The sequence below is a fragment of the Pantoea sp. EKM101V genome, from assembly GCF_011800325.1.
Classification (GTDB): Bacteria; Pseudomonadota; Gammaproteobacteria; order Enterobacterales; family Enterobacteriaceae; genus Pantoea; species Pantoea anthophila.
The window spans coordinates 290,081-314,426 of the sequence record NZ_JAALFP010000002.1 but is presented as its reverse complement, the minus strand read 5'-3'; the positions used below and the strand labels follow the sequence as shown (position 1 = coordinate 314,426).

Annotated in this window: 28 protein-coding genes; 18 read left to right on the top strand and 10 right to left on the bottom strand. The window is 56.7% G+C overall.

Annotated features, from left to right (window positions below; genetic code table 11):
- The first annotated feature begins 19 nt into the window (after positions 1 to 19).
- The 5 genes from gsiC (at position 20) to HFD92_RS05355 (ending at position 4,708) form a co-directional block, all read left to right on the top strand.
- Complete coding sequence (gsiC, locus tag HFD92_RS05375; RefSeq protein WP_167428453.1) at positions 20 to 949, top strand: glutathione ABC transporter permease GsiC; 930 nt, start codon at positions 20 to 22, stop codon at positions 947 to 949.
- Entirely contained in the window at positions 946 to 1,851 is a 906-nt protein-coding gene (gene gsiD, locus HFD92_RS05370; protein ID WP_009091199.1) for a glutathione ABC transporter permease GsiD, read from the top strand. The genes gsiC and gsiD overlap by 4 nt, the downstream gene beginning before the upstream one ends.
- On the top strand, positions 1,848 to 2,297 hold the full coding sequence (locus HFD92_RS05365) for a DUF4385 domain-containing protein (RefSeq protein WP_009091198.1): 450 nt from the start codon (positions 1,848 to 1,850) through the stop codon (positions 2,295 to 2,297). The genes gsiD and HFD92_RS05365 overlap by 4 nt, the downstream gene beginning before the upstream one ends.
- Before the next feature lie 521 nt (positions 2,298 to 2,818).
- On the top strand, positions 2,819 to 3,454 hold the full coding sequence (locus HFD92_RS05360; RefSeq protein WP_009091197.1) for a carbonic anhydrase: 636 nt from the start codon (positions 2,819 to 2,821) through the stop codon (positions 3,452 to 3,454).
- Positions 3,455 to 3,571: 117 nt separating this feature from the next.
- Positions 3,572 to 4,708, top strand: a complete 1,137-nt coding sequence (locus HFD92_RS05355; protein WP_167428452.1) for a PQQ-dependent sugar dehydrogenase — start codon at positions 3,572 to 3,574, stop codon at positions 4,706 to 4,708.
- A 1-nt stretch (position 4,709) separates the two neighbouring features.
- Here HFD92_RS05355 and HFD92_RS05350 read toward each other — a convergent pair whose 3' ends face one another.
- Positions 4,710 to 5,366: an HAD family phosphatase gene (locus HFD92_RS05350; protein WP_167428451.1), complete on the bottom strand. Its 657-nt coding sequence runs from the start codon at positions 5,364 to 5,366 to the stop codon at positions 4,710 to 4,712.
- Positions 5,367 to 5,638: 272 nt separating this feature from the next.
- Here HFD92_RS05350 and HFD92_RS05345 point away from each other — a divergent pair, with 272 nt between their 5' ends.
- Positions 5,639 to 6,841, top strand: coding sequence for a serine hydrolase (locus tag HFD92_RS05345; RefSeq protein ID WP_072052704.1), 1,203 nt, complete (start codon positions 5,639 to 5,641; stop codon positions 6,839 to 6,841).
- Positions 6,842 to 7,080: 239 nt separating this feature from the next.
- Here the strand turns inward: HFD92_RS05345 and ybjG are convergent, their stop codons facing one another.
- On the bottom strand, positions 7,081 to 7,686 hold the full coding sequence (gene ybjG, locus HFD92_RS05340; RefSeq protein WP_046101501.1) for an undecaprenyl-diphosphate phosphatase: 606 nt from the start codon (positions 7,684 to 7,686) through the stop codon (positions 7,081 to 7,083).
- Positions 7,687 to 7,917: 231 nt separating this feature from the next.
- Here ybjG and HFD92_RS05335 point away from each other — a divergent pair, with 231 nt between their 5' ends.
- Positions 7,918 to 8,091 (top strand): hypothetical protein, encoded by a 174-nt coding sequence (locus HFD92_RS05335; RefSeq protein WP_167428450.1) that lies wholly within the window; start codon positions 7,918 to 7,920, stop codon positions 8,089 to 8,091.
- On the opposite strand, the gene HFD92_RS05330 is transcribed toward HFD92_RS05335, so the two are convergent.
- The gene (locus HFD92_RS05330; protein WP_009091191.1) at positions 8,086 to 9,774 is read right to left on the bottom strand and encodes an aspartate:alanine antiporter; all 1,689 of its coding nucleotides are present in this window, start codon (positions 9,772 to 9,774) and stop codon (positions 8,086 to 8,088) included. The genes HFD92_RS05335 and HFD92_RS05330 overlap by 6 nt on opposite strands.
- 258 nt (positions 9,775 to 10,032) lie before the next feature.
- On the opposite strand from HFD92_RS05330, the gene ybjM reads away from it, so the two are divergent.
- Positions 10,033 to 10,398, top strand: coding sequence for an inner membrane protein YbjM (gene ybjM, locus HFD92_RS05325; RefSeq protein WP_150029747.1), 366 nt, complete (start codon positions 10,033 to 10,035; stop codon positions 10,396 to 10,398).
- 79 nt (positions 10,399 to 10,477) lie between these two features.
- On the opposite strand, the gene HFD92_RS05320 is transcribed toward ybjM, so the two are convergent.
- The gene (locus HFD92_RS05320; protein WP_046101502.1) at positions 10,478 to 10,741 is read right to left on the bottom strand and encodes a GrxA family glutaredoxin; all 264 of its coding nucleotides are present in this window, start codon (positions 10,739 to 10,741) and stop codon (positions 10,478 to 10,480) included.
- A 253-nt stretch (positions 10,742 to 10,994) separates the two neighbouring features.
- On the opposite strand from HFD92_RS05320, the gene HFD92_RS05315 reads away from it, so the two are divergent.
- From HFD92_RS05315 to rlmC, 10 genes are all read left to right on the top strand, one after another.
- Positions 10,995 to 11,246, top strand: a complete 252-nt coding sequence (locus HFD92_RS05315) for a DUF1418 family protein (RefSeq protein WP_046101503.1) — start codon at positions 10,995 to 10,997, stop codon at positions 11,244 to 11,246.
- A 16-nt stretch (positions 11,247 to 11,262) separates the two neighbouring features.
- The gene (gene nfsA / locus HFD92_RS05310; protein WP_009091183.1) at positions 11,263 to 11,985 is read left to right on the top strand and encodes an oxygen-insensitive NADPH nitroreductase; all 723 of its coding nucleotides are present in this window, start codon (positions 11,263 to 11,265) and stop codon (positions 11,983 to 11,985) included.
- A gap of 20 nt (positions 11,986 to 12,005) precedes the next feature.
- Positions 12,006 to 12,908: a 30S ribosomal protein S6--L-glutamate ligase gene (rimK, locus tag HFD92_RS05305; protein WP_009091181.1), complete on the top strand. Its 903-nt coding sequence runs from the start codon at positions 12,006 to 12,008 to the stop codon at positions 12,906 to 12,908.
- An 87-nt stretch (positions 12,909 to 12,995) separates the two neighbouring features.
- Complete coding sequence (locus HFD92_RS05300) at positions 12,996 to 13,475, top strand: YbjN domain-containing protein (protein ID WP_009091179.1); 480 nt, start codon at positions 12,996 to 12,998, stop codon at positions 13,473 to 13,475.
- Between the two features lie 380 nt (positions 13,476 to 13,855).
- Positions 13,856 to 14,965, top strand: coding sequence for a spermidine/putrescine ABC transporter substrate-binding protein PotF (potF, locus tag HFD92_RS05295; protein WP_009091178.1), 1,110 nt, complete (start codon positions 13,856 to 13,858; stop codon positions 14,963 to 14,965).
- 122 nt (positions 14,966 to 15,087) lie between these two features.
- Positions 15,088 to 16,221: a putrescine ABC transporter ATP-binding subunit PotG gene (potG, locus tag HFD92_RS05290; protein WP_009091176.1), complete on the top strand. Its 1,134-nt coding sequence runs from the start codon at positions 15,088 to 15,090 to the stop codon at positions 16,219 to 16,221.
- A gap of 9 nt (positions 16,222 to 16,230) precedes the next feature.
- The gene (gene potH, locus HFD92_RS05285; RefSeq protein ID WP_009091174.1) at positions 16,231 to 17,193 is read left to right on the top strand and encodes a putrescine ABC transporter permease PotH; all 963 of its coding nucleotides are present in this window, start codon (positions 16,231 to 16,233) and stop codon (positions 17,191 to 17,193) included.
- Positions 17,190 to 18,035 (top strand): putrescine ABC transporter permease PotI, encoded by an 846-nt coding sequence (gene potI / locus HFD92_RS05280; RefSeq protein WP_046101505.1) that lies wholly within the window; start codon positions 17,190 to 17,192, stop codon positions 18,033 to 18,035. The genes potH and potI overlap by 4 nt, the downstream gene beginning before the upstream one ends.
- A 75-nt stretch (positions 18,036 to 18,110) precedes the next feature.
- Positions 18,111 to 18,578, top strand: coding sequence for a YbjO family protein (locus tag HFD92_RS05275; protein WP_009091170.1), 468 nt, complete (start codon positions 18,111 to 18,113; stop codon positions 18,576 to 18,578).
- A 41-nt stretch (positions 18,579 to 18,619) separates the two neighbouring features.
- Positions 18,620 to 19,753, top strand: coding sequence for a 23S rRNA (uracil(747)-C(5))-methyltransferase RlmC (gene rlmC, locus HFD92_RS05270; protein WP_167428449.1), 1,134 nt, complete (start codon positions 18,620 to 18,622; stop codon positions 19,751 to 19,753).
- Between the two features lie 31 nt (positions 19,754 to 19,784).
- Here rlmC and HFD92_RS05265 read toward each other — a convergent pair whose 3' ends face one another.
- The 6 genes from HFD92_RS05265 to HFD92_RS05240 form a co-directional block, all read right to left on the bottom strand.
- Positions 19,785 to 20,516 (bottom strand): arginine ABC transporter substrate-binding protein, encoded by a 732-nt coding sequence (locus tag HFD92_RS05265; RefSeq protein ID WP_140028283.1) that lies wholly within the window; start codon positions 20,514 to 20,516, stop codon positions 19,785 to 19,787.
- A 115-nt stretch (positions 20,517 to 20,631) separates the two neighbouring features.
- On the bottom strand, positions 20,632 to 21,300 hold the full coding sequence (gene artM, locus HFD92_RS05260) for an arginine ABC transporter permease ArtM (protein WP_009091164.1): 669 nt from the start codon (positions 21,298 to 21,300) through the stop codon (positions 20,632 to 20,634).
- Positions 21,300 to 22,016 carry an arginine ABC transporter permease ArtQ gene (gene artQ, locus HFD92_RS05255; protein ID WP_009091162.1) on the bottom strand — a complete coding sequence of 239 codons (717 nt, stop codon included), beginning with the start codon at positions 22,014 to 22,016 and terminating at the stop codon, positions 21,300 to 21,302. The genes artM and artQ overlap by 1 nt, the downstream gene beginning before the upstream one ends.
- 6 nt (positions 22,017 to 22,022) lie before the next feature.
- On the bottom strand, positions 22,023 to 22,754 hold the full coding sequence (gene artJ, locus HFD92_RS05250; protein ID WP_009091160.1) for an arginine ABC transporter substrate-binding protein: 732 nt from the start codon (positions 22,752 to 22,754) through the stop codon (positions 22,023 to 22,025).
- A gap of 15 nt (positions 22,755 to 22,769) precedes the next feature.
- Positions 22,770 to 23,498 (bottom strand): arginine ABC transporter ATP-binding protein ArtP, encoded by a 729-nt coding sequence (gene artP, locus HFD92_RS05245; RefSeq protein ID WP_009091158.1) that lies wholly within the window; start codon positions 23,496 to 23,498, stop codon positions 22,770 to 22,772.
- A gap of 216 nt (positions 23,499 to 23,714) precedes the next feature.
- Positions 23,715 to 24,254: a lipoprotein gene (locus HFD92_RS05240; RefSeq protein ID WP_167428448.1), complete on the bottom strand. Its 540-nt coding sequence runs from the start codon at positions 24,252 to 24,254 to the stop codon at positions 23,715 to 23,717.
- Between the last annotated feature and the right edge of the window lie 92 nt (positions 24,255 to 24,346).

The window sequence follows — 24,346 nt, the reverse complement described above, 5'->3', positions numbered from 1 at the left end:
CGCAGCTGCAGGATGTTGCATGTTTAACTATTTCATTAAACGACTTTTCGGGCTGATCCCGACGCTGCTGATTGTGGCGGTGCTGGTGTTCCTGTTTGTGCACCTGCTGCCGGGCGATCCCGCACGCCTGATCGCCGGGCCGGAAGCGGATGCCTCCGTGGTGGCGCTGGTGCGCCAGGAACTGGGGCTGGATCTGCCGCTGCCGCAGCAGTTCTGGCACTTTTTACTGAATGCGCTGCAGGGCGATTTTGGCCAGTCGATGGTGTCGAAACGGCCGGTCGCTGAAGAGATCGCCACGCGCTTTATGCCGACCCTCTGGCTGACGCTGGTCAGCATGGTCTGGGCAGTGATTTTTGGCATGGCGATTGGCCTTGTCTCTGCCGTCTGGCGCAACCGCTGGCCCGATCGGCTGGGGATGACGCTGGCGGTGTCGGGCATTTCGTTCCCCGCCTTTGCACTCGGCATGCTGCTGATGCAGGTCTTCTCGGTTGAGCTGGGATGGCTGCCGACGGTAGGTGCAGAGAGCTGGAAACACTACATCCTGCCTTCGATCACCTTAGGTGCCGCGGTCGCGGCGGTGATGGCCCGTTTTACCCGCTCCTCCTTTGTCGAGGTCATGCAGGAAGACTACATGCGGACGGCGCGGGCCAAAGGGGTACGCGAGTCGCTGGTGGTGGTCAAACATGGCCTGCGCAATGCCATGATCCCGGTCGTGACCATGATGGGCCTGCAGTTCGGTTTTCTGCTGGGCGGCTCGATTGTGGTTGAAGTGGTTTTCAACTGGCCTGGCCTGGGACGTCTGCTGGTCGATTCTGTGACGATGCGCGACTACCCGGTGATTCAGGCAGAGGTCCTGCTGTTTTCACTGGAGTTTATTCTGATCAATCTGTTTACCGACATGCTCTATGCGGTTATCAATCCCGCTATTCGCTTTAAGGAGTCGCGATGAAAAACTGGCGACGCGAAGCGGCACTGAAAAGCATGCCGCTGCTCGCGGAGAATCGGGTGCGGACACCGTGGCGTGAGTTCTGGCGGCGTTTCAGACGGCAGCCGGTGGCGCTGCTGGCGGGCCTGTTTGTGCTGATGCTGATTGTACTGGCATTTATCGCACCGTGGGTTGCGCCGTTCGATGCGGAGAACTATTTCGATTATGACCGGCTCAATGAGGGGCCGTCACTGATGCACCTGTTTGGTGTGGACTCGCTGGGGCGCGACATCTTCAGCCGGGTACTGGTCGGCACGCGTATTTCCCTGATTGCGGGCTTCTTCTCTGTGTTGATCGGCGCGCTGATTGGCACCCTCTCTGGCCTGCTGGCGGGATATTATGAAGGGTGGTGGGACCGCATCATCATGCGCATCTGTGATGTGCTGTTTGCCTTTCCCGGCATTCTGCTGGCGATAGCGGTCGTCGCCATTATGGGCAGCGGCATGAGCAATGTGATTGTGGCGGTAGCCATCTTCAGCATCCCGGCTTTTGCCCGCCTGGTGCGCGGCAATACGCTGGTACTCAAGCATCAGACCTTTATTGAGTCAGCGCGCAGCATCGGCGCCTCTGACTGGACCATTCTGATGCGACATATCCTGCCGGGGACGGTCTCACCGATTGTGGTCTATTTTACCATGCGCGTCGGCACCTCCATCATCACCGCTGCCAGTCTCTCCTTTCTGGGTTTAGGGGCACAACCGCCCACGCCGGAGTGGGGCGCCATGCTGAACGAGGCGCGCGCCGACATGGTTATCGCGCCGCACGTGGCGATTTTCCCCAGTCTGGCGATCTTCTTCACTGTTCTGGCATTTAATTTACTCGGAGACGGGCTGCGCGACGCACTTGATCCTAAACTAAAGACATGAAACCTTTCGATTATGATCAGGACTTCAGCACTATCGACTTCCGTAAGCACCCTGAGCGATATCAGGTCGGCCGCGGGGAGCAGGGTGTGCTGATGGTCGAGCCTTATAAGAGCGAAATACTGCCTCACTGGCGATTTCGCACCGTTCCCATTGCTGAAGAGTCGGCAGAAAAGATCATGGCGCTGTTTGAAGATTACCGGCGTCAGGATGATTTTGTCGGCATGGATATGGCGCGCAAGTTTATCCAGATGGGCTATACCCGTGCCCGCCGCTACAGCAATCACAAGGGCGGACGAAAATATGACGCGGAAGGCAAGGAGCTGCCGCGTGGCGTCAACGAAGAAAAAGCCGCGGCGGCGGCCATTTTCAAAGCTTACTGGGACCGTCTCCGGGCCGATGAGGACTATCTGCAACGGAAAAAGGCGCATCAGCAACTTTATGGCTAAGCGCTGAACCAGCATGACCGCTTTTCTGCCCGGCGCGTCTGTAGCGCCGGGGAGGCGAAATTTATTTCACGCCGCAGTGCCTCCGCTTTCCGCGCTATTTCATCTTTCCTGCTTCTTCCCGTCAAAACCCTGCCGGCGGACTGAAACCGGCGGATTACGCTCACGGCGCAGCAATCCGCCGGATGCGATGCGTCCGCTGAGCGTGAATGACTGAAAACGATTTCAGCTTGGCGCACGACGTAAAGTAGTGAAAAAACGCGTAAAAGCCTGTCCGCTTTGCAGACCCGCATCAGGCTCAGAGAAAAACGGGCGCGTCGTGGTAACTCACCGTGCTATAAAAAGAAATCGCCGCCTGGACCGTTGACTGGCGGATAAGCGAAGCGCTGTCCGTAACCCCGGCTGAACAGTGAATGAAAAACGCGGGTTGATATTCACTTGTTTTCATTAATAATAAACCCGCTAACCCCACTGAGGGGGCTATGCCCCTCAGGTAATGAAATGGATAATGTGAGAGCTAAATAATGAAAGAGATCATCAAAGGATTTCTGAATTTCCAGCAGAATGTGTTTCCTGAAAGGAAGGATCTTTTCAAAAGCCTGGCGTCAAATCAAAATCCGAAAGCCCTGTTCATCTCCTGTTCAGACAGCCGTCTGGTGCCTGAGCTGGTAACGCAGCAGGAGCCAGGAGAGCTGTTCGTTATCCGCAACGCGGGCAACATCGTTCCCTCATTTGGCCCGGAGCCTGGCGGTGTGTCCGCGACTATCGAATATGCCGTGGTCGCACTGGGCGTCTCCGACATCATCATCTGCGGTCACTCCAACTGTGGTGCTATGAACGCTATTGCTTCCTGCGCCTGCATGGACACCATGCCCGCAGTAGAGCACTGGCTGCGCTATGCCGATGCGGCAAAAGCGGTGGTCGAGCAGCGTGAGTATGACTCACCGGAGAAGAAGCTGAATGAGATGGTCAAAGAGAACGTGATCGCGCAGCTGAACAACATGAAAACCCACCCTTCGGTTTCCGTCGCACTGCGTAACGGCAAACTGCGTCTGCATGGCTGGGTTTACGATATCGAAAGCGGCACCATTATGGCGCTGACCCAGGGTGGCAAGCAGTTCATCACCTTGTCTGAGAATCCGGATACCTGCTTCGAGTAATGCCTCTCGCCCGCTGCGTCCTGCGGCGGGTTTCCTGTTTAATCTTTTGTAAATCCTCAGGTTCACTGCGCGCGGGCTGACTACGCTTAAGGCACGCTATCCCATGAGGAGAACTCTATGTCCCGTTTTTCAACCGTTCTGCTGCTGACCGGTTCGCTGCTCTCAGTCCCGCCGCTGTTTGCCGCTGACCTGCAGGTTGAGGTGTTACAGGATAAGTTACAACATCCATGGTCGGTTGCCTTTCTGCCCGACAACAAAACGCTGCTGATAACCGAACGGAGCGGGCAGCTGCGCAGCTGGAACCCGGAGAGCGGTCTGTCGCAGCCGATTCAGGGCGTGCCAGAGGTCTGGGCACAGCGGCAGAGTGGCCTGCTGGATGTGGTGCTGGCTCCCGACTTCGCCAGCAGCCGTCGTGTCTGGCTCAGTTACACCGAGGCTGACAGCAAGGGCAAAGCGGGGGCGGTGGTCGGTGTCGGGACACTGAGCAGGGATAATCGCCAGCTCAGCAATTTCCGCGAGGTGATCCGGCAGACGCCGATGCTCTCCAGCGGCAACAATATCGGCACCCGGCTGGCGTTTGATACTCAGGGCTATCTCTGGATTGCCTTCGGCGATAATTTTGTCAGCAGCGCCGCGCAGGACCTCGATAAACTGCAGGGCAAACTGCTGCGGCTGAATGCCGACGGCAGCGTGCCGGATGATAATCCGTTTGTGAAACAGCCCGGCGCGCGGCCGGAGATCTGGGCGCTTGGCCTGCGTAATCCGCAGGGGCTGGCGCTGAATCCCTGGACCGGCATGATATGGGAAAATGAGCATGGCCCACGCGGCGGCGATGAAGTGAATATCATGAGCCGTGGCAAAAACTATGGCTGGCCGCAGGCGACGTACGGCATTGACTACAGCGGCGATAAAGTGCCGGAGTCAAAGGGTACCCATGTTGCAGGCACCGAGCAGCCGATCTGGCACTGGAAAGTCTCTCCGGCCATCAGTGGCATGGCGTTTTACAACAGCGCCCGTTTTCCGCAGTGGAAGAATTCGCTGTTTATCGGCGCGCTGAAAGAGAAGAACCTGATTCGGCTGAGTGTGAACGGTGAAAAAGTGGTGGAAGAGCAGCGTCTGCTGGGCGACCAGAATGCGCGGATTCGCGATGTGCGGCAGGGACCGGATGGCTGGCTCTATGTGCTGACCGATGAGGCTAACGGCAAACTGCTGAAAGTGGGATTAGCGCAGGACGCTGGCGCGTCCCGCGGCTGATTCAGCGTGCCCAGTGATAAACCTGCCATCCCCGGCTGACCGCTTCCTGATGCAGTCTTTCGTCCGGGTTGATGACATGGGCGTGATCGGCCTGCTCCAGCAGGGGCAGGTCATTCATCGAATCGCTGTAGGCCCAGGTGCAGTCAAACGTCTCCTCCGCCTGCAGCGCTTTCCAGTCACCCAGCCGGGTCACTTTGCCCTCTTTATAGGTCATGGTGCCGTAGGTATTGCCGCTGTAACGCTGGTCTACGATTTCAACGCCAATCGCCAGCGCACCGCAGGCCCCCAGTTGCTGAGCAATCGGCACCACCAGATGCTCACCGCTGGCAGAGATAATCATGACACGGTCGCCGCGCGCCCGGTGCCACTCAATGCGTTCCCGCGCCGCGGGAAAAACGCGGGGCATGATGTCGCGATGAATAAAGCGGCGCACCCAGCCTTCTACCGTGAGGGTAGCCATACCCGACAGCGGTGAGAGGGTTTTATTCATATACTCTTCAATTGAGAGCGTGCCGGCATAGTACTGGGCCATCAGTGCCTGTTCCTGATCGATCAGTTCGCTGGGGGCGAACCCCTGTGATACCAGCCAGCGCAGCCACAGGCTGGTGCTGTCTTCACAAATAAGTGTTTCATCCAGATCAAAAAGGGCTAAGTCCATGGTCGGTCTCCTCGGCTGACTGGCTTTCAGGTTAGCGGATAATTGTGACCGACTTAACTCTTCTGCGAAAAATCGGAATTTCACGCAGTTTCGGGGATGACAGAATCGAGGCGAGAGGGCACGCGCGCGGCCGTTGTGCCAGGGTAAATCGACTAAACTCTAAAAAACTTTACGATTCGGCGGTTTTTTTCGCTGCCGTCAACGGTTAGCGTTTGAGTGAGAATTTTCTGCCCCTGGAATTTCGCGTTAACAAGGACAATCCGGCCACGCCCATGACAAACACTCGCTTCCCATCACGCCTGCGGCTTCTCGCTGCTACCTCATTACTGATTATCGCCCCGATCAGCGCCTATGCTGAACAGGCTCCCGCCGCGCCAGGCATTGACGCAAAAGCGTGGATCCTGATGGATTACGCCAGCGGTAAAGTCTTAACTGAATCCAGCGCCGATCAGCGTCTCGATCCCGCCAGTCTGACCAAAATGATGACCAGCTACGTGGTGGGTCAGGCGATTAAAGCGGGCAAAATTAAACCGGATGATATGGTTACCGTAGGACAGGATGCCTGGGCGACCGGCAATCCTAAGCTGCGCGGTTCATCCCTGATGTTTCTCAAGCCGGGTGACCGCATCCCGGTGCATGAGCTGAATAAAGGCATCGTGATCCAGTCCGGCAACGATGCCTGTATTGCGCTGGCGGATTACGTGGCGGGTAGTCAGGATTCGTTTATCGGCCTGATGAATAACTACGTGAAAGCGCTGGGCCTGCAGAACACCCACTTTATGACGGTTCACGGCCTGGATGCAGAAGGGCAGTACAGCACCGCACGGGATATGGCCCTGATTGCGCAGGCGCTGATCCGCGATGTCCCCGATGAGTATGCGCTGAACAAAGAGAAAGAGTTCACCTTCAATAATATCCGCCAGATCAACCGTAACCGTCTGTTGTGGAGCACCAATCTCAAGGTCGATGGCGTTAAAACCGGCCACACCTCCGGGGCGGGCAACAATCTGGTTGCCTCTGCGACCGAAGGTGACATGCGCCTGATCTCCGTGGTGCTGGGCACCACCAGCGATGCGATCCGCTTCCGCGAAAGTGAAAAGCTGCTGACGTGGGGCTTCCGCTTCTTTGAAACGGTAACCCCCATTAAAGCCGATGCACCTTTTGCTCAGCAGCGGGTCTGGTTCGGCGATCGTAGCCAGGTCAATCTCGGCGTCGCCAAAGATGCGGCGCTGACCATCCCCAAAGGGCAGATGAAGAACCTGAAGGCGAGTTTTAAACTGACCACACCTCAGCTGGAAGCACCGCTGAAGAAGAATCAGGTGGTGGGCACGATCGATTTTCAGCTGGACGGTAAAACCATTGAACAGCGCCCGCTGGTGGTGATGCAGGATGTGCAGGAAGGCGGATTCTTCAGCCGGATGATTGACTTCGTGATGATGAAATTTAACGGCTGGTTTGGGAAATGGTTTTCATAAGTTATCCGGGACGCTGACGCGTCCCTGATAACAGAAATTCCTCTGGCGGTAAGATCGTGCCTGCACAGGAAGCAGGGTCAGATCGGAAAGACGCAAAACCGTCATCCCTGACTGCTCGGCCCGCGCCATCCCTGGCGCGGGACGCTTTCCTCTTCTGACCCTGCTCCCTGTGCCTCAGGTTTATTTATCGCTGCAAAAATTACGCTGTCTGACGTTTCTGAGCTGAATAAACAGGGCGCTTAGTCCTGCGTCCAGCCTTTGCGAATCGGCACCGCAAACAGCGCCCGATAGAGGGGATGGATAACAGCCAGCATCCGCTCGCCATAGAACTGCCATGCCAGATGCGAAGCCAGACAGCTCAGTAGCCCGACAAGGAATCCACCCAGCATATCCAGCGGCCAGTGAACGCCAAGATAGACCCGTGACCAGGCGATAGCGCAACCCACACCCATCAGAACTACCCCCGACCAGAGGCGATGCCAGAAAATAAAGGCCAGGGCAAAAGTGAAAATCGTGGTGCCGTGATCGCTGGGGTAGGAGTCATCCGCCGCATGATGCAGGAACTGATAACCGAAACCAATGGCGAACGGACGCGGATGAGGCAGCAGCTGGCCCACACACCAGGAGATCGTCAGCGCATAGATCAGCGCCATGCCGGTTTTCAGCACCAGTGCCCGCTGCGAAGAGAGCTGATCGCGTGGCCCCCACAGCCACATCACCACGATGAGCAGCGGCACGATGGCAATCAGATCTTTGGCAATAAAGGTCGCCAGTTGCAGTAACCAGGCAGGTGACGCTGGTGTGGCATTAATGGCAGTAAACAGTGAGTGGTTCAGTTCTTCCATTCCGGGATAGATTCCTCAGCAGACAGCCCGGCTAACAGTGGCTGACGCTACCCGGTCAGCCTTCTGATAACAGCGGCAATAAAAACAGTCAGCACCAGCGCGCTCGCCCAGTTAATCAGCACAAAAAGCTAATTTCACAGCACTCTATCCTGCTGATTGCGATGCGTTTCGTCCATCATCGCGCTCTTAATCTGTTACTGAGTTGTGCTACGGTTTAAGTTCGGCAGGGGAATGGCGGGATTCGGACGCGGCAGCGCGGCGCGCAAGAAAAAAGGGCATAAAAAAACCCGCCGGGAAAAAGACCAGCGGGCTCCACAATCTGGGGATTTCAAAGAAAAGCAGTGGCACTTATTAGGACTGCCCGCTGACAAAAAAGTTCTGGACGTAGCCAAAAAATTTTTATAGGGGCAATATCGGCCAGACAATTACAATCAGCGTCCCCGCCAGTGTCAGTAACACGTTGGCGATGGCATAGGTCCCGGCATAGCCCAGCGCCGGAATATTACTGCGAGCCGTATCGCTGATAATCTCCATTGCAGGGGCGCAGGTGCGTGCGCCCATGATGGCACCAAACAGCAGGGCGCGGTTCATCCGCAGCACATAGGCACCAAACAGAAAGCAGATGATGACCGGAAGCAGGCTGACCAGCAGGCCGCACAGCAGCATCAGCGCACCATCGCTGCTCAGGCTGTGATTAATGCCGCTGCCGGCACTCAACCCCACTCCCGCCATAAACACCATCAGACCGAACTCTTTCACCATCGTCAGGGCGCCCTGCGGAATATAGCCAAAGGTCGGGTGGTTGGCGCGCAGGAATCCCAGCATGATCCCGGCGAACAGCAGGCCGGCGGCGTTACCGATACCGAAACTGAAATTGCTGAACTGAAAGGTAATCAGACCAATCATCAGCCCCACAATAAAGAAGGCACAGAACGCCAGCAGATCGGTCATCTGACTGTGAATGGCGATAAAGCCAATGCGGTCCGCGACGCTTTTCACCCGGCGTGCCTCGCCGCTGACCTGCAGCACATCGCCTTTGTTCAGCATAATGCTGTCGTCGATCGGCATCTCAATCTGGCTGCGGATGACCCGGTTCAGGAAGCAGCCGTGATCGGTCAGGTTGAGCTTACTGAGGCGTTTGTTCACCGCGTTGTGGTTTTTCACCACGATCTCTTCGGTGACAATGCGCATATCCAGCAGGTCGCGGTCAAACACCTCTTTGCCGTTACGGAAGCTGGGATCGAGCCGGGCGTGTGCGTCGGGATAGCCGACCAGCGAGATATCATCACCCAGTTGTAACACCGCATCGCCATCGGGACTGGCGAGAATACCGTTGCGGCGGATACGCTCGATGTAGCAGCCGGTCTGACGATAGATGCCGAGTTCACGCAGATTTTTGCCGCCGCTCCACGCCACCAGCTCCGGGCCAACGCGATAGGCGCGGATCACCGGCAGGAAAACTTTGCGCTGACTGTCTGCATCCAGACCGCGCTCGCGGGCGATCTGCTGGGCGCAGGTGGGCAGATCCTGATGTTGCAGGCGGGGCAGGTAACGGGCACCAAAAATCAGACTGACCAGGCCAATCAGATAGGTTACGGCATAGCCCAGGCTCAGCTGATCCTGCATCAGTCCAAGCTGTTTAGGATCGCTGATGCTCTGCCGCAGCGTATCGCCTGCGCCCACCAGCACCGGTGTTGAGGTCATGGAACCAGCCAGCATCCCGGCGGTGAGGCCAATATCCCAGCCGAAGAGCTTGCCGAGTCCCAGTGCCAGCAGCAGCGCGCTGACCACCATAACGATGGCGAGCATGAAATAGTTTTTGCCGTCGCGAAAGAAAATAGAGAAGAAGTTAGGGCCGGCTTCGACGCCGACACAAAAAATAAACAGCATAAAGCCCAGGCTTAATGCATCGGTATTGATGGTGAAATGCTGCTGCCCTAATAAGAGCGAAACCACTAATACGCCAATCGAATTTCCCAGCTGAACTGAGCCAAGACGCAACTTACCCAGACAGAGGCCGAGCGCTAAAACGACAAATAATAACAAAATGTCATTTCCGCTTAACAATCCTGCGACGTTAATATTCACTGTTTAACTTCTTGTTTACTTGTAACCTGTTGAAGAGAGGCCTGTTTTTCGCTATCTTGAGCAGGCCGTTGAGGTGCTGTTGTATCAGTACTGCAAATGGAACCTTTTCCGCGGCGCTATTCTAATCACAAATATCTTCTACAGCCATTGGCTGTTTTCATTCGTTGTCACAACGAACTGTTTCTTTTTATTTCCATCTGAACGCAGCAGGGTTATCAGCAGGTTATTGTCGGGATTACTTTTAATCAGTGGGGTGGTATGCCGCAGCGCTCTTATCTCTGGACGACCCGCCTGTGCGGCGTGGTGTTGTACAGTCTGGTGTTTGTTTTTACCTGTCACGCCTGGCAGGTGGGACCCGGCCCGCTTCGCGGTCAGCCCGAATTACTGCTCTTTATGCTTCCCGGCATTCTGATGGCGCTGCTGCAGGTGGAGAGCCCGTTGAAAAGCACGCTGCTGATGGGGCTGTGGGGGACGTTACTGGCCGCGCTACTGCTGAACAGCAGTCTCTTTATCCACGGCAACGGATTTTTTGTGCTCGCCTGGAGCCTCAGCGCGCTGTTCTGGGCAGGCTGCGGCGCCTTACTGGTGCGGCTGATGCAGATCGTGATGGCGTCACTTAACTAAGCTCAGCCGTGCTGCTCACGCCCGAAAGTAAAAAGGCGAGACACTGGTGTCTCGCCTTTTTTATCGAGGCTTTCCGCCCCTATGCGGCAAAACCCAGATTCTCTTTGGTCCAGGCCGCAAACTCGGTGTAACCACCGATATGTTTTTCATCCACAAAGATCTGCGGCACGGTAGAAACCGGTTTGCCCGCACTCGCTTCCAGATCGGCTTTAGTGATGCCTTCCGCCTGAATATCGACATACTGATAGCTAAAATCGTCCCGCTCGGCAGTTAGCTTATCAGCCAGTTCATGAGCGCGAACACAGTAGGGACAGCCTGGACGACCAAAAATAACAGCAATCATAGAAAACTCCTTGCAGCGACTGTTGTGTGATGTACGTCACACAACTAAACAGAGAATGGCAACCATGATGCCCGCTCGTATCGCTTAAAGAAAGCAGGATTTGCCTGTTAGTCTGATGCCCGCACGCTATGTTAAGCGTCAGGAAGCGTCTGAAACAGAGGCTTTTTTGCCGGTGCGGCGGCCACAGCCCGCGCAAATTTTGGGTTGTTGACCATAATTGACCCTCAGTAGCCCGTGAAGGCAGGAGAGTGTGATGCAGAGTGTAGCCAGATTACCGCGATTTGTGGTGGTGATGGAGGCGGCTGGCGGCCTGTTAATTCTGGGGGCGCTGCTGCTAATAAACCACTGGCTGCCTGTGCCAGGTCTGGCTGAGCCAAAAACGCTGGCCACGCTGCTGTTTATCGCCGGGGTCGTGCTGATGCTGCCCGCCGCCTGGCTGTTGATGTGGCGCACCGCAAAAGCGATAGCCCCACAGCTGTTTAACCAAACCGATAAAAGAAAATAATGTTGCTGGAGACTTTATGACACCGACCATTGATTTACTGTGCAGCCACCGTTCAATCCGCGCCTTTACCGACCAGCCGGTCAGTGAAGCGCAGCGCGAAGCGATTATTACTGCGGCGCAATCGGCGTCCACATCCAGTTTTCTGCAATGCTCCTCCATTGTCCGCATCACCGACAAAGCGCTGCGCGACAAGCTGGTCACGCTGACGGGCGGACAAACCTGGGTCGGAGAGGCTGCCGAATTCTGGGTCTTCTGCGCTGACTTCAATCGTCATCTGCAGATTTGCCCGGATGCCCAGCTGGGTCGTGCCGAGCAGCTGCTACTGGGCTGCGTCGACACCGCGCTGATGGCGCAGAATGCAATGGTGGCCGCAGAGTCGCTGGAGCTGGGCGGCGTCTTTATCGGCGGGATCCGTAACAACATCGCCGAGGTGACCGAGCTGCTGGGCCTGCCGAAATTTGTGCTGCCGCTCTTTGGTTTCTGCCTGGGTCATCCGGAGTCAAAGCCGGACGTGAAACCGCGCATGCCACACGCCATGCTGGTGCATGAAAACCGCTATCAGCCACTGGATAAAAACGTGCTGGCCGAATACGATAGCCGCACTGAACTCTATTATCAGCAACGAGACAGCAACCAGCGTAGCGAAACCTGGAGTGAGCTGATTCAGCGCCTGATCATCAAAGAGACACGCCCGTTTATGCTGGATTATCTGCATCAGCAGGGCTGGGCAACACGCTAAGCCAGGAGCGGAGAGCAGAGATGAAAATCGCCATTTTGTCCCGTGATGCCACGCTTTACTCCAGTCGCCGGCTGCAGGATGAAGCGGTAGCTCGCGGTCATGAGGTGCAAATCATCGATCCGCTCTCCTGCTATATGAACATCAATCCGGCCTCTCCGGCGGTTCACTATTGCGGTGAACCGCTGGGCCATTTTGATGCGGTGATCCCGCGCATCGGCAACGCCATCACCTTTTACGGAACGGCGGTGCTGCGACAGTTTGAGATGTGCGGCAGTTACACGCTGAATGCCTCCGCCGCGATTACCCGCACCCGCGACAAATTACGCTCGCTGCAGCTGCTGGCGCAGGAGGGCATCGACATGCCGGTTACCGGCTTTGCCTCCTCACCCGATGACACCGACGATCTGATCGCCATGGTGGGCGGCGCGCCGCTGGTGGTAAAGCTGGTGGAGGGCACGCAGGGTATCGGTGTGGTGCTGGCGGAAACGCGGCAGGCGGCAGAAAGCGTTATCGATGCCTTTCGCGGCCTCAACGCCCATATCCTGGTGCAGGAGTTTATCAAAGAGGCCCGGGGACGCGATGTGCGCTGTCTGGTCATCGGCAATCAGGTGGTGGCGGCGATTGAGCGGGTAGCGAAAGAGGGCGATTTTCGCTCCAATCTGCATCGCGGCGGCAAAGCCTGTCCGGTGGAGATAACCCCTCAGGAGCGGGAAATTGCGGTGAAAGCCGCCGCTACGCTTGGGCTGGAGGTTGCGGGTGTCGATATTCTGCGCGCGCATCGCGGTCCGCTGGTGATGGAGGTTAACGCTTCCCCCGGTCTGGAAGGTATTGAAACCTGCAGTGAACTGAACCTCGCCGCGCTGATGATCGCGCGCATTGAACAGCAAACCATCCCCGGGCTCCGTCCTAAAACCGCAGGCTGAAACGCGCTTTTCAGCAGTTTTCGTGGCATCGTCGCCCGTTTTTCCGTAAGCTAAGTCGCCTGTTTATCACCCCACTGGGATTTTACGATGGATTCTCTTGTCGTTCCGGATATCGACCTGTTGCGTCGCTGGCTGGATCAGCAAAATATCACCTGGTTCGAATGCGATGCCTGTCAGGCACTTCATCTGCCGCACATGCAAAACTTTGATGGGGTGTTTGACGCCAAAATCGATCTGGTCGACAACGTCATCCTGTTCTCGGCGCTGGCTGAAGTAAAGCCCACGGCGCTGATTCCGCTGGTCGGCGATCTGTCGCAGATCAACGCCAGCTCGCTGACGGTAAAAGCGTTTATCGACATTCAGGATGACAATCTGCCGAAGCTGATTGTCTGCCAGTCAATGACGACCACCGCCGGATTAACGTTTGGTCAGTTCTCGCACTTTATGAAACAGAGCGAAGAGCAGATCTCGATGGTGATCCTGGAAGCCTTTGCCAACAATCTGCTGATTGTCGGCGAGGAAGAAGAGCACGTTGCGGTCTCCAGCGTGCATTCGGTGCTGCACTAGCCCGACCCCTCCAGACTAAGCCGTCCCTGAGACGGCTTTTTTATACCCGCCGCCTGCCGCCACCTTTTTTTATTCTGCATTTTGCCCTTTAATGCCAGATATCTGTCGTCGTTTATGCCATCAAAGCCGAACCTCATAGCTCAAACATGCATAAAATATCGGTTTCAGGCGTTTTTTACGCTGGGGTCTGGTGCAGCATGAGCAGGGGGGCTATGCTTGCGGGGCTGTAACAGGCGCGTAACTGCGCTTCAGATATAGGATTTTGCTATTAAACTCCCGCTGAATAATGATTCATTGTGTCACTGACGTCCTGTACAGAACGCAATGCAGGGATCTCAGGTTTGCAGCGTTGTTATGACCCGCTCAGGAGGATGGAAAACATGTTCAACTCACGTCAGAAATGGCTGTCAGCTGTGGTAGCGGCTTCGCTGATGGTCGCGTCGGCCAGCAGCATGGCGGAAGATAAAACGCTGCACGTCTACAACTGGTCTGATTATATTTCGCCAGATACCGTGCCGAACTTTGAAAAGCAGTCCGGCATCAAGGTTGTCTACGATGTCTTTGACTCCAACGAAGTGCTGGAAGGCAAACTGATGGCGGGCAGTACCGGCTACGATGTCGTGGTGCCATCCTCCAGCTTCCTGGCGCGTCAGCTTCAGTCCGGGGTCTTCCAGCCGCTGGATAAGAGCAAGCTGCCAAACTACAAAAACCTCGATCCGGCGCTGATGGAAAAAGTCGCGCAGCACGATCCGGGTAACAAATATGCGATTCCTTACCTGTGGGGCACCACCGGGATCGGCTATAACGTCGACAAGGTGAAGGCCGCGCTGGGAACCGATGCGCCGCTCAACAGCTGGGACCTGGTGATGAAGCCGGAAAACCTTGAGAAGCTGAAAAGCTGTGGTGTCTCATTCCTGGATGCGCCGGAAGAGATTTTCGCTACCGTGCTGAACTATCTGGGCAAGGATCCTAACTCTTCGGATGCCAAAGACTATTCCGGTGCGGCGACAGATCTGCTGCTGAAGCTGCGTCCGAATATCCGCTATTTCCACTCGTCTCAGTACATCAACGATCTGGCCAACGGCAATATCTGCGTGGCGATCGGCTGGTCAGGTGACATCCTGCAGGCGAAAAACCGTGCGGATGCGGCGAAAAATGGTGTGCACCTGGGCTACAGCGTGCCGAAAGAGGGGGCACTGGCCTTCTTCGACATGATGGCGATTCCGAAAGATGCGAAAAACATCGACGGCGCCTATGCCTGGCTGAACTACATCATGGATCCGAAAGTGATCGCTGATGTCTCCAATAAAATGAACTATGCCAACGGCAACAAAGCGTCACTACCGCTGATCAATGCCGACATCCGTAACAACCCGGGTATCTTCCCGACGCCGGAAGCGATGTCGAAATTGTTTGTGCTGAAAGTCCAGGATCCGAAACTGGATCGTGTGCGTACGCGTGCATGGACTAAAGTAAAAAGTGGTAAGTAGTTCGTCCCGAACGGATTGACCTGTCACGTAACAGCAACAGAGGCGCAGTGTCGGCCTCTGTTGTGCCATTTTAGCGGCGGATTTTGCCGCGATGTTCCGCCTGGCTCCGGAGAGAGATAGTAGTGAACGATGCCATTCCCCGTCCTCAAAACAAAACCGCAAAGGCGTTAACGCCGCTGCTGGAGATTCGCAATCTGACCAAATCCTTTGACGGCCAGCACGCCGTGGATGATGTCAGTCTGACCATTTACAAAGGTGAAATTTTCGCGCTGCTGGGCGCGTCAGGCTGCGGCAAATCAACGCTGCTGCGGATGCTGGCCGGATTTGAGCCACCGACCAGCGGCCAGATTGTGCTGGATGGTCAGGATCTGTCGCACGTGGCCCCCTATCAGCGCCCGATCAATATGATGTTCCAGTCCTATGCGCTGTTCCCGCACATGACGGTGGAGCAGAACATCGCCTTTGGCCTGAAGCAGGATCGTCTGCCGAAAGGGGAGATCGCCAGCCGGGTCGCCGAGATGCTGTCGCTGGTGCACATGCAGGAGTTTGCCAGACGCAAACCGCACCAGCTCTCCGGCGGGCAGCGTCAGCGTGTTGCGCTGGCACGCAGCCTGGCGAAGCGGCCTAAACTGCTGCTGCTGGATGAGCCGATGGGCGCGCTGGATAAGAAGCTGCGCGACAGGATGCAGCTGGAGGTGGTCGATATTCTGGAGCGGGTTGGTGCGACCTGCGTGATGGTGACGCACGACCAGGAAGAGGCGATGACCATGGCCGGCCGTATCGCGATCATGAATCGCGGCAAGTTCGTGCAGATCGGTGAGCCGGAAGAGATCTATGAGCATCCAACCAGCCGCTACAGCGCCGAGTTTATCGGTTCGGTTAACGTCTTCGAAGGCTTGCTGCGTGAACGTCAGGCGGACGGCCTGGTGATCGACAGCCCCGGCCTGATGCATCCGTTAAAAGTCGACTCCGATGTCTCGGTGGTGGATAACGTCCCGGTTCATGTCGCGCTGCGTCCGGAAAAAGTGATGCTGTGCGATGAGGTGCCTGCCGATGGTTGCAACTTTGCGGTGGGTGAGGTGGTTCACATCGCCTATCTTGGCGACCTCTCTATCTTCCATGTCCGTCTGCATAGCGGACAGATGATCAGTGCACAGTTGCAGAACGCGCATCGCTACCGCAAAGGGCTGCCCACCTGGGGTGACGAAGTCCGGCTCTGCTGGGAAAGCGACAGCTGCGTGGTGTTGACGGTTTAAGGAGCGGCTATGAGCCAGATTTTCCAACGCGCCAAAGCGCCCGCCCGGCTGGTCGGCACGCCGCTGCAACGCTGGGCCACCCGGGTCAAAATGCAGCATGGCCGCAAGCTGGTCATTGCGCTGCCTTACCTGTGGCTGGTGCTGCTGTTTCTGCTGCCCTTTCTGACGGTGCTGAAGATCAGCTTCGCGGACATCGCGCGGGCGATCCCCCCTTACACCGAGCTGGTGAGCTGGGCGGACGATCAGTTCAGCATTGTACTCAACTTTGGCAACTACCTGACGCTGACCGACGACCCGCTCTACATCGACGCCTATCTGCAATCTCTGAAGGTAGCGGCGATTTCGACGGTCATTTGTCTGCTGATTGGTTATCCGCTCGCCTGGGCTGTTGCACACAGCAAGCCGTCGATGCGCACGATTCTGCTGTTGCTGGTCATCCTGCCGTCGTGGACCTCCTTTCTGGTGCGCGTTTACGCCTGGATGGGACTGCTGAACAATAACGGGATTCTCAACCGCTTCCTGATGTGGCTCGGCGTGATCGATCATCCGCTGGTGATCCTCTATACCAACACCGCCGTCTATATCGGTATCGTCTACTGCTATCTGCCGTTTATGGTGCTGCCGATCTACACCGCGCTGACCCGTATCGACTACTCGCTGGTGGAAGCGTCACTGGACCTGGGGGCGCGTCCGCTCAAAACCTTTTTCAGCGTCATCGTGCCGCTGACTAAAGGCGGCATTATCGCCGGATCGATGCTGGTCTTTATCCCGGCGGTCGGGGAGTATGTGATTCCTGAACTGCTGGGCGGGCCGGACAGCATCATGATTGGCCGTATTCTGTGGCAGGAGTTCTTCAATAACCGTGACTGGCCGGTGGCCTCTGCGCTGGCGGTGATTATCCTGCTGATCCTGATTCTGCCGATCATCTGGTTCCATAAGCATCAAAACCGTGAAATGGGAGAGAAGGCATGAATAATCTGCCCACCATTCGCTCACCCTGGCGAACCGGTATTCTGGTCTGCTGTTTCCTGTTCCTCTATGCGCCGATGCTGCTGCTGGTGGTTTACTCCTTTAACAGCTCACCGCTGGTAACGGTGTGGGAGAATTTCTCTTTCCACTGGTACAGGGTGCTCTTCCAGGACAGCGCGATGATTGATGCGGTGCTGCTGAGTCTGAGCATTGCCGGGCTTTCCGCCACCATGGCTGTGGTGCTGGGCACGCTGGCGGCGGTCATCATCGTGCGCTTCGGGCGGTTCCGCGGACATAACGGGTTTGCCTTTATGCTCACCGCGCCGCTGGTAATGCCCGACGTAATCACCGGACTGTCGCTGCTGCTGCTGTTTGTGGCGATGGGCAACGCCTTTGGCTGGCCCAGCGAACGCGGCATGCTCACCATCTGGCTGGCACACGTGACCTTCTGTACCGCCTATGTGGCGGTGGTGATCAACTCGCGTCTGCGTGAACTGGACCGCTCGATTGAAGAGGCGGCGATGGACTTAGGCGCCACGCCGCTGAAGGTCTTCTTCGTGATTACCGTGCCGATGATTGCGCCGGCTATCGTGACCGGCTGGCTGCTGGCGTTTACCCTGTCACTCGACGATCTGGTGATCGCCAGCTTTGTCACCGGGCCCGGTGCCACCACGCTGCCCATGGCGATCTTTGCCACCGTGCGGCGCGGCGTGAATCCGGAAATCAACGCGCTGGCGTCGCTGATTCTGTTTGTGGTCGGTTTAGTAGGTTTTATCGCCTGGCGGGTAATGGCGAACGAAGAAAAACAGCGTTTAAGCGATATTCAGAAAGCTAAACGTGGCTGAAATCGTTAACCTTTGCCACTATATGAACGGGCCGGTTTAACCGGCCCGTTTTTCGATCGGGTGGAGCCACGGACTATGTCAGAAATCTTTAAAAGCAGTGCCACGCTTTCCGATGCGCCGGTGCCGGTCAGTGTGGCGGGCATTGCCATCATTGCCACCCGCTGCCTGAGCGTCCTGATGCTGGCCAATGAGCTGGGCTACAGCGAAATCGCCAACTTTGTTCACCGCAGTGCTCAGTCCTGGGACTCTACGCTTATCTTTATCGCCAGCCAGCTGATCTTCCTGTTTGAACTGCGCTGCGCCTTTACCCTGATGCGCGGCAGTAATGCCGGACGCTGGGGCTATGTGGCGACCCAGGTGCTCGTACTGGGCTACATGCTGGTGGCCTCGCTGGGCTGGATCTACCCTGAGATTTTCAGTATCGACGGCGACAACAATGTCCAGATTATTCACCACACTCTGACGCAGAAAATCCCCGATCTGCTGGTGCTGATGCTGCTGTTTCTGCCTGCCAGCAGCCGCGCTTTTTTCAGAAAGCGGTGATACAATCGCGCTCCGCCCGACCCGATCGTTAAGGCTTTACCATGCACTGCGCGCTTTATGACGCCAACCGTTGCCGCTCCTGTCAGTGGCTTGACAAACCCTATTCCACTCAGCTCAGCGACAAACAGTCACTGCTGGAACAGCTGCTGACTGAACAGCCGGTCGCGGCCTGGTTGCCGCCGGTGGTATCACCGCAGCAGGCGTTCCGTAATAAAGCGAAAATGGTCGTCAGCGGCAGCGTTGAGCGTCCGGTGCTGGGCCTGTTGTCCCGGGAGGGGGAGGCGGTCGATCTGTGTGCGTGCCCGCTCTATCCGGACAGTTTTCAGCCCGTCTTTGCCGCACTGAAACCTTTTATCGCGCGTGCCGGGCTGACGCCCTATAACGTGGCGCGCAAGCGTGGAGAACTGAAGTTTCTGCTGATTACCGAAAGTCAGCAGGGGGGTATGATGCTGCGCTTTGTCCTGCGATCGACGGCGAAGCTGGAACAGCTGCGTGCGGCGTTGCCGTGGCTGCAACAGCAGCTGCCACAGTTGACGGTCATCTCTGCCAACATTCAGCCGGTACATATGGCGATTCTGGAGGGCGATGAGGAGATAGCGCTGACGCCGGATCAGTCGCTGGCGGAGAACTTCAATGGCGTGCCGCTCTGGATCCGACCGCAGAGTTTCTTTCAGACCAACCCGCAGGTTGCCAGCACGCTTTATGCCACTGCCCGCGACTGGGTCCGCGCACTGCCGGTCAACAGCATGTGGGATCTCTTCTGCGGCGTGGGCGGTTTCGGTCTGCACTGTGCGACACCGGCGATGCAGCTGACCGGGATTGAGATCAGCGCCGAGGCGATTGCCTGCGCTCAGCGCTCCGCCGCGATGCTGGGGCTGGAGAAGGTGCAGTTTGCGGCGCTGGATTCGACGGCGTTTGCCACCGGACGGGACGCGGTGCCGCAGCTGGTGCTCGTCAATCCGCCCCGTCGCGGGATTGGCAAGGCGCTGTGTGACTATCTGAGCCAGATGGCACCCGATTATCTGCTCTACTCAAGCTGTAATCCGCAGACCATGGCGCAGGATATCGCCCGACTGAGCGCGTATGAGATCACGAAGGTGCAGCTCTTCGATATGTTTCCTCATACCGCCCATTTTGAGGTGCTGACGCTGTTAACCCGCCGCCAGCAGCCGTAGAGCGCGGAGGCGGGCGCTGCGATCGTGAGGATTACTCCGGGAACCACTTCTGATTGAGCTGCTGCCAGCTGCCGTTAGCTTTCAGCGCGGCGAGCGCCTGGTTAAACTCATCGCGCAGCGCCGTATTACCCTTACGTACGGCAATGCCAAGGCCGGTGCCAAAGTAGTCCGTGTCGGTCACATGCTCACCGACCGTAGCCAGCTCCGGATTGCTCTTCAGCCACTGATTCACCACCGCGCTGTCGCCAAATACCCCATCCAGCCGGCCACTCTTCATGTCGAGAATCGCATTCTGGTAGCTGTCATAGGCCACCACTTTCACTTCCGGATGTTTTTCCTGCAGGTACTTCTGGTGCGTGGTGCCGTTTTCCACGCCGATGCGCTTGCCTTTCAGGTCGCTGAATTGACTGAACTGGCCTTTACGGGCGATCACGATCGCTGAGTTCGCATAGTAAGGCTGGGTAAAATCGACCTGTTTGCTGCGCTCTGCGGTGATATCCATGCCGGAGATGACCGCGTCATAGCGGCGGAACTTCAGGGAAGGGATCAGGCTGTCGAAGGCGTTATTGGTAAACGTACACTCCGCTTTCATCTGCTGACAGAGCGCTTTAGCCAGATCGATATCAAAACCGACCAGGTTATTTTCCCCGTCGAGAGATTCAAACGGCGGATAGGTGGCGGAAGCGGCGAAGCGAATTTTTTCCGCTGCCTGAGCGGTAATCGCCAGTGACGCCAGCGCCGCGGCAATAATCCATTTTTTCATTGTAAAAATCCTGTGTTGTGGTCAGCCAGAGAAGGCGATACCCTGCCACAGATTGAATTATTATGCAATTATTGTGATTTTCCAGGCGGGAAGGGCGAGCGAGCTCGCCCGGGGATCAGTTGCGCCTTTCAAAGGCCAGCGCACGCCTTTCGATCAGTCGCATCATCAGCGTCAGCAGACCGTTCACGCAGAGATAAATCAGGCCGGCTGCGGCATAGACGGTGACGTCATAGGTCCGGCCATAGAGCAGCTGACCGTGGCCCATCACTTCCATCAGGGTGATGGTGTAGGCCAGTGAGGTGCCCTTGAAGACCAGCACCACCTCATTGGAGTAGGAGGAGAGGGCGCGTTTAAATGCATAAGGCAGAAGAATACGCAGGGTATCTTTTCGGCGCATGCCAAGCGCCGCACACGACTGCCACTGCCCGGCAGGGATCGCTCGCACGGCACCGTAGAAGAGCTGGGTGGTATAGGCTGCGCTGTTCAGCGACAGGGCCAGCATCGCGCAGAGCCAGGGCTGTGAGAGTAAATGCCACAGCCAGGGGATCTGCTGAAGCGAGGGAAACTGTCCCGGCCCGTAGTAGATCAGGAAGATCTGCACCAGCAGCGGGGTGCCGGTAAACAGCGTAATAAATCCTTTTACCAGCGGCGAAAACAGCGGGGTTTTCAGTGACAGCACCACGGTGAAGAGCAGCGCAAGCAGCAGGGCCAGGATCAGCGAGGCCGCGGTGAGCGTCAGACTGGTGTGCAGCCCTTTCAGGAGTTCAGGCAGGTAGGCCAGCATTAGCTGTTCCCCCGTTCAAAGCGGGTAGTGCGCAGTTCGATGCGGCGCAGTACCGCCTGGCTGAACAGCGTAATCACTAAATAGATTGCCGCCGCCACAAGGAACCAGGTAAAGGGCTCCTGGGTGCGGGTAGCGATACTTTTGGTCTGCAGCATCAGATCGTTAACGCTGATCAGCGAAACCAGGGCGGTATCTTTCAGCAGAACCAGCCACTGATTCCCCAGACCGGGCAGGGCGTGACGCCACATCTGCGGCATAATCAGCCGCAAAAAAATGGCCGATTTTTTCATGCCCAGCGCCTGGCCCGACTCCCACTGGCCGACCGGAACCGCTTTCAGCGCGCCGCGCAGCGTTTGTGAGGCGTAGGCGGCATAGAGCATCGCCAGCGCAATCACGCCACACAGGAACGGACTGACATCGAAGTTCTCAATCTGCATCTGCACCGGCAGCTGAAACAGGCCGAAGTTAAGCGTGAAGCCGTCGGACAGGGTCAGGAGCAGCTGAGAGGCACCGAAATAGATAAACAGCACCACCAGAATTTCCGGCAGGCCGCGAATCAGGGTCACCAGGCCGGTGCCGATCCACGCCAGCGGTCTGAGGCGCAGTGACTCCCAGCCAGCAAACAGCATCGCCAGCACGAGGCCAGCGATGAGAGCACAAACGGCAAGGCCGACGGTCATACCGGCGGCGCTTGCAAGGGTCATCATTTCATTCATCAGAGATTACTGCTGGAACCATTTGCTGTAGATGGTTTTGTACGTCCCGTCAGCTTTGATCTTATCCAGTGCGCCGTTGAATTTGCTCTGCAGCTCGGTGTTACCGGTGCGCACCGCGATGCCCAGGCCGGTACCAAAGTAGGCTTTGTCCGTTACTTTGTCACCGACAGCCGCCAGCGCAGGGTTCTGCTTCAGCCATTCGTTGACCACGGCGGTATCACCGAACACGGCATCAATACGGCCATTTTTCAGATCCAGAACGGCATTCTGATAGCTGTCGTAAGGCACAGTGGTAATTTCGCTGTGTTTTTCCGTCAGGTACTTCTGATGGGTGGTGCCGTTCTGAACGCCTACGCGCTTGCCTTTCAGCGCCTCAACGCTGGCCACTTTGCCTTTCTGGGCAACAAACAGCGCTGAGTTGTCATAGTAAGGCTTGGTGAACAGGACCTGCTTTTCACGCTCCGGAGTAATATCCATGCCGGCCATCACCGCATCAAAGCGGCGGAACTTCAGGCTTGGGATCAGGCTGTCGAACGCCTGATTGGTAAAGGTGCAGGTTGCGTCGATCTCTTTACAGAGCGCATTGGCCAGATCGACATCAAAGCCCTGAATCTTATTGTCCGCATCCACAAACTCAAACGGAGGATAGGAGGCTTCGGTAGCAAAACGAATCGTCTGCGCCGCCGTAGCGGTCAGGCTAAAACCAGCGAGCAGTGCAGCAAGTACCATTTTTTTCATTTTTAGCATCCTGACTTAGTGCGAAAGATAGTGAGCAAACGCCTCGGTTTGCGGCTGTGTAAAGCGGCTGGCATCGCCCTGTTCCACAATATGACCGTTCTCCATGTAAACCACGCGGCTGGCGGTTTTACGTGCCACTTCCACTTCATGGGTCACGATCACCTGGGTGATACGGGTCTGCGCCAGTTCGCGAATAATTGAGACAATCTGTGCGGTAATTTCGGGATCCAGCGCGGCGGTTGGCTCATCGAACAGCAGTACCTGCGGCTCCATCATCAGCGCACGGGCAATCGCCACGCGCTGCTGCTGACCGCCGGAAAGGTGGAGCGGAAAGCGGTCGCTGTAAGGGGTCAGACGCAGCCGGTCAAGCAGCCGGTCGGCGCGGGCGCGGGCATCGCTCTTGCTGAGCCCCAGCACCCGGCAGGGCGCTTCCATCAGATTCTGCAGCACGGTGAGATGCGGCCAGAGATTATATTGCTGAAAGACCATACCCACGTTCTGACGCAGCTCCCGAATCGCGGCATCGGAAGGCTTCTGACTGAAGTCGAACTGATTACCGGCAATCTGCAACTGACCTGAACGCGGCTGCTCCAGCAGGTTGAGGACCCGCAGCAGGGAACTTTTGCCCGCGCCGCTGGGGCCCAGCAGCACCAGGGTCTCGCCCTGAGGGCACTCAAGGTTGATGTCGAACAGCGCCTGATGAGCACCGTAGAAGCAGTTTATTGCGTTTAGTTGAATACTCATGCGCCAGATTTGAATAGCTATTAGTGCCGCGGATTTTAACGTCACCAGAATAGTTATGCAATTCAGGCGGGTTAAAATTTGTAAAACAGGGGGTAAACAGCAAAAGCTTAGCACAAAATCATGCCCTGTCCGGGGGCTGACGGGGGGGCTGGCCAGGAGGCAGAGATAAAAAAAGCGCGGCAGTGAGGCTGGCCGCGCTTCTTATGACTGTCTGATCTATTTTCGCGTTTTTTCCAGCATCTGGCTCAGGCTGCCACCGTCGGCATGCGCAGGATTTCCCATGTAGCGCACGTCATCCACCACCCAGCAGCTGCCCTGATGGATCATCAGCACTTCATCCTGCCACTGACGGTTGTCACGGGTCAGGTCAACCCGCAACGGAATGTTGCGCGCATCGCGGTTCGGAATCGTTGAGGCATCGGCCACGCTGGCGGCTGTCGGACCCTGCGAGAGGCTGGAGAAGATATCGCCATTGCGCCACTGCGCCCCGGCGTTGCTGCCGCTGGCCGCCTGTAACGCACGATAAAGCGCGTCACTCAGGTAGGGACGGTATTTCGCCAGCGTGTTGCTGTCGGGCAGTCCCGGCACCGGCTGTTCGATCCGCAGGTCATAAAACTGCTGAGCGACCTGGTCAGGACCGCCCTCAATGCAGGGCGCGGTTCGCGGCCCATTATCCTTAATCACGGGCTCCACGGTGGTACAGGCGCTGAGCAACAGGGCAGCCGGGATCATCAGCGCAAACGCATTGTTTCTCATCTCGATTTCCTTATGGTTCTCTGGCAAGGTGCCTTTTTTAGCATAGAGTATAGCCATGCTTTTTAGTCGATAGAGCCTTAGTCCGGTTTTCA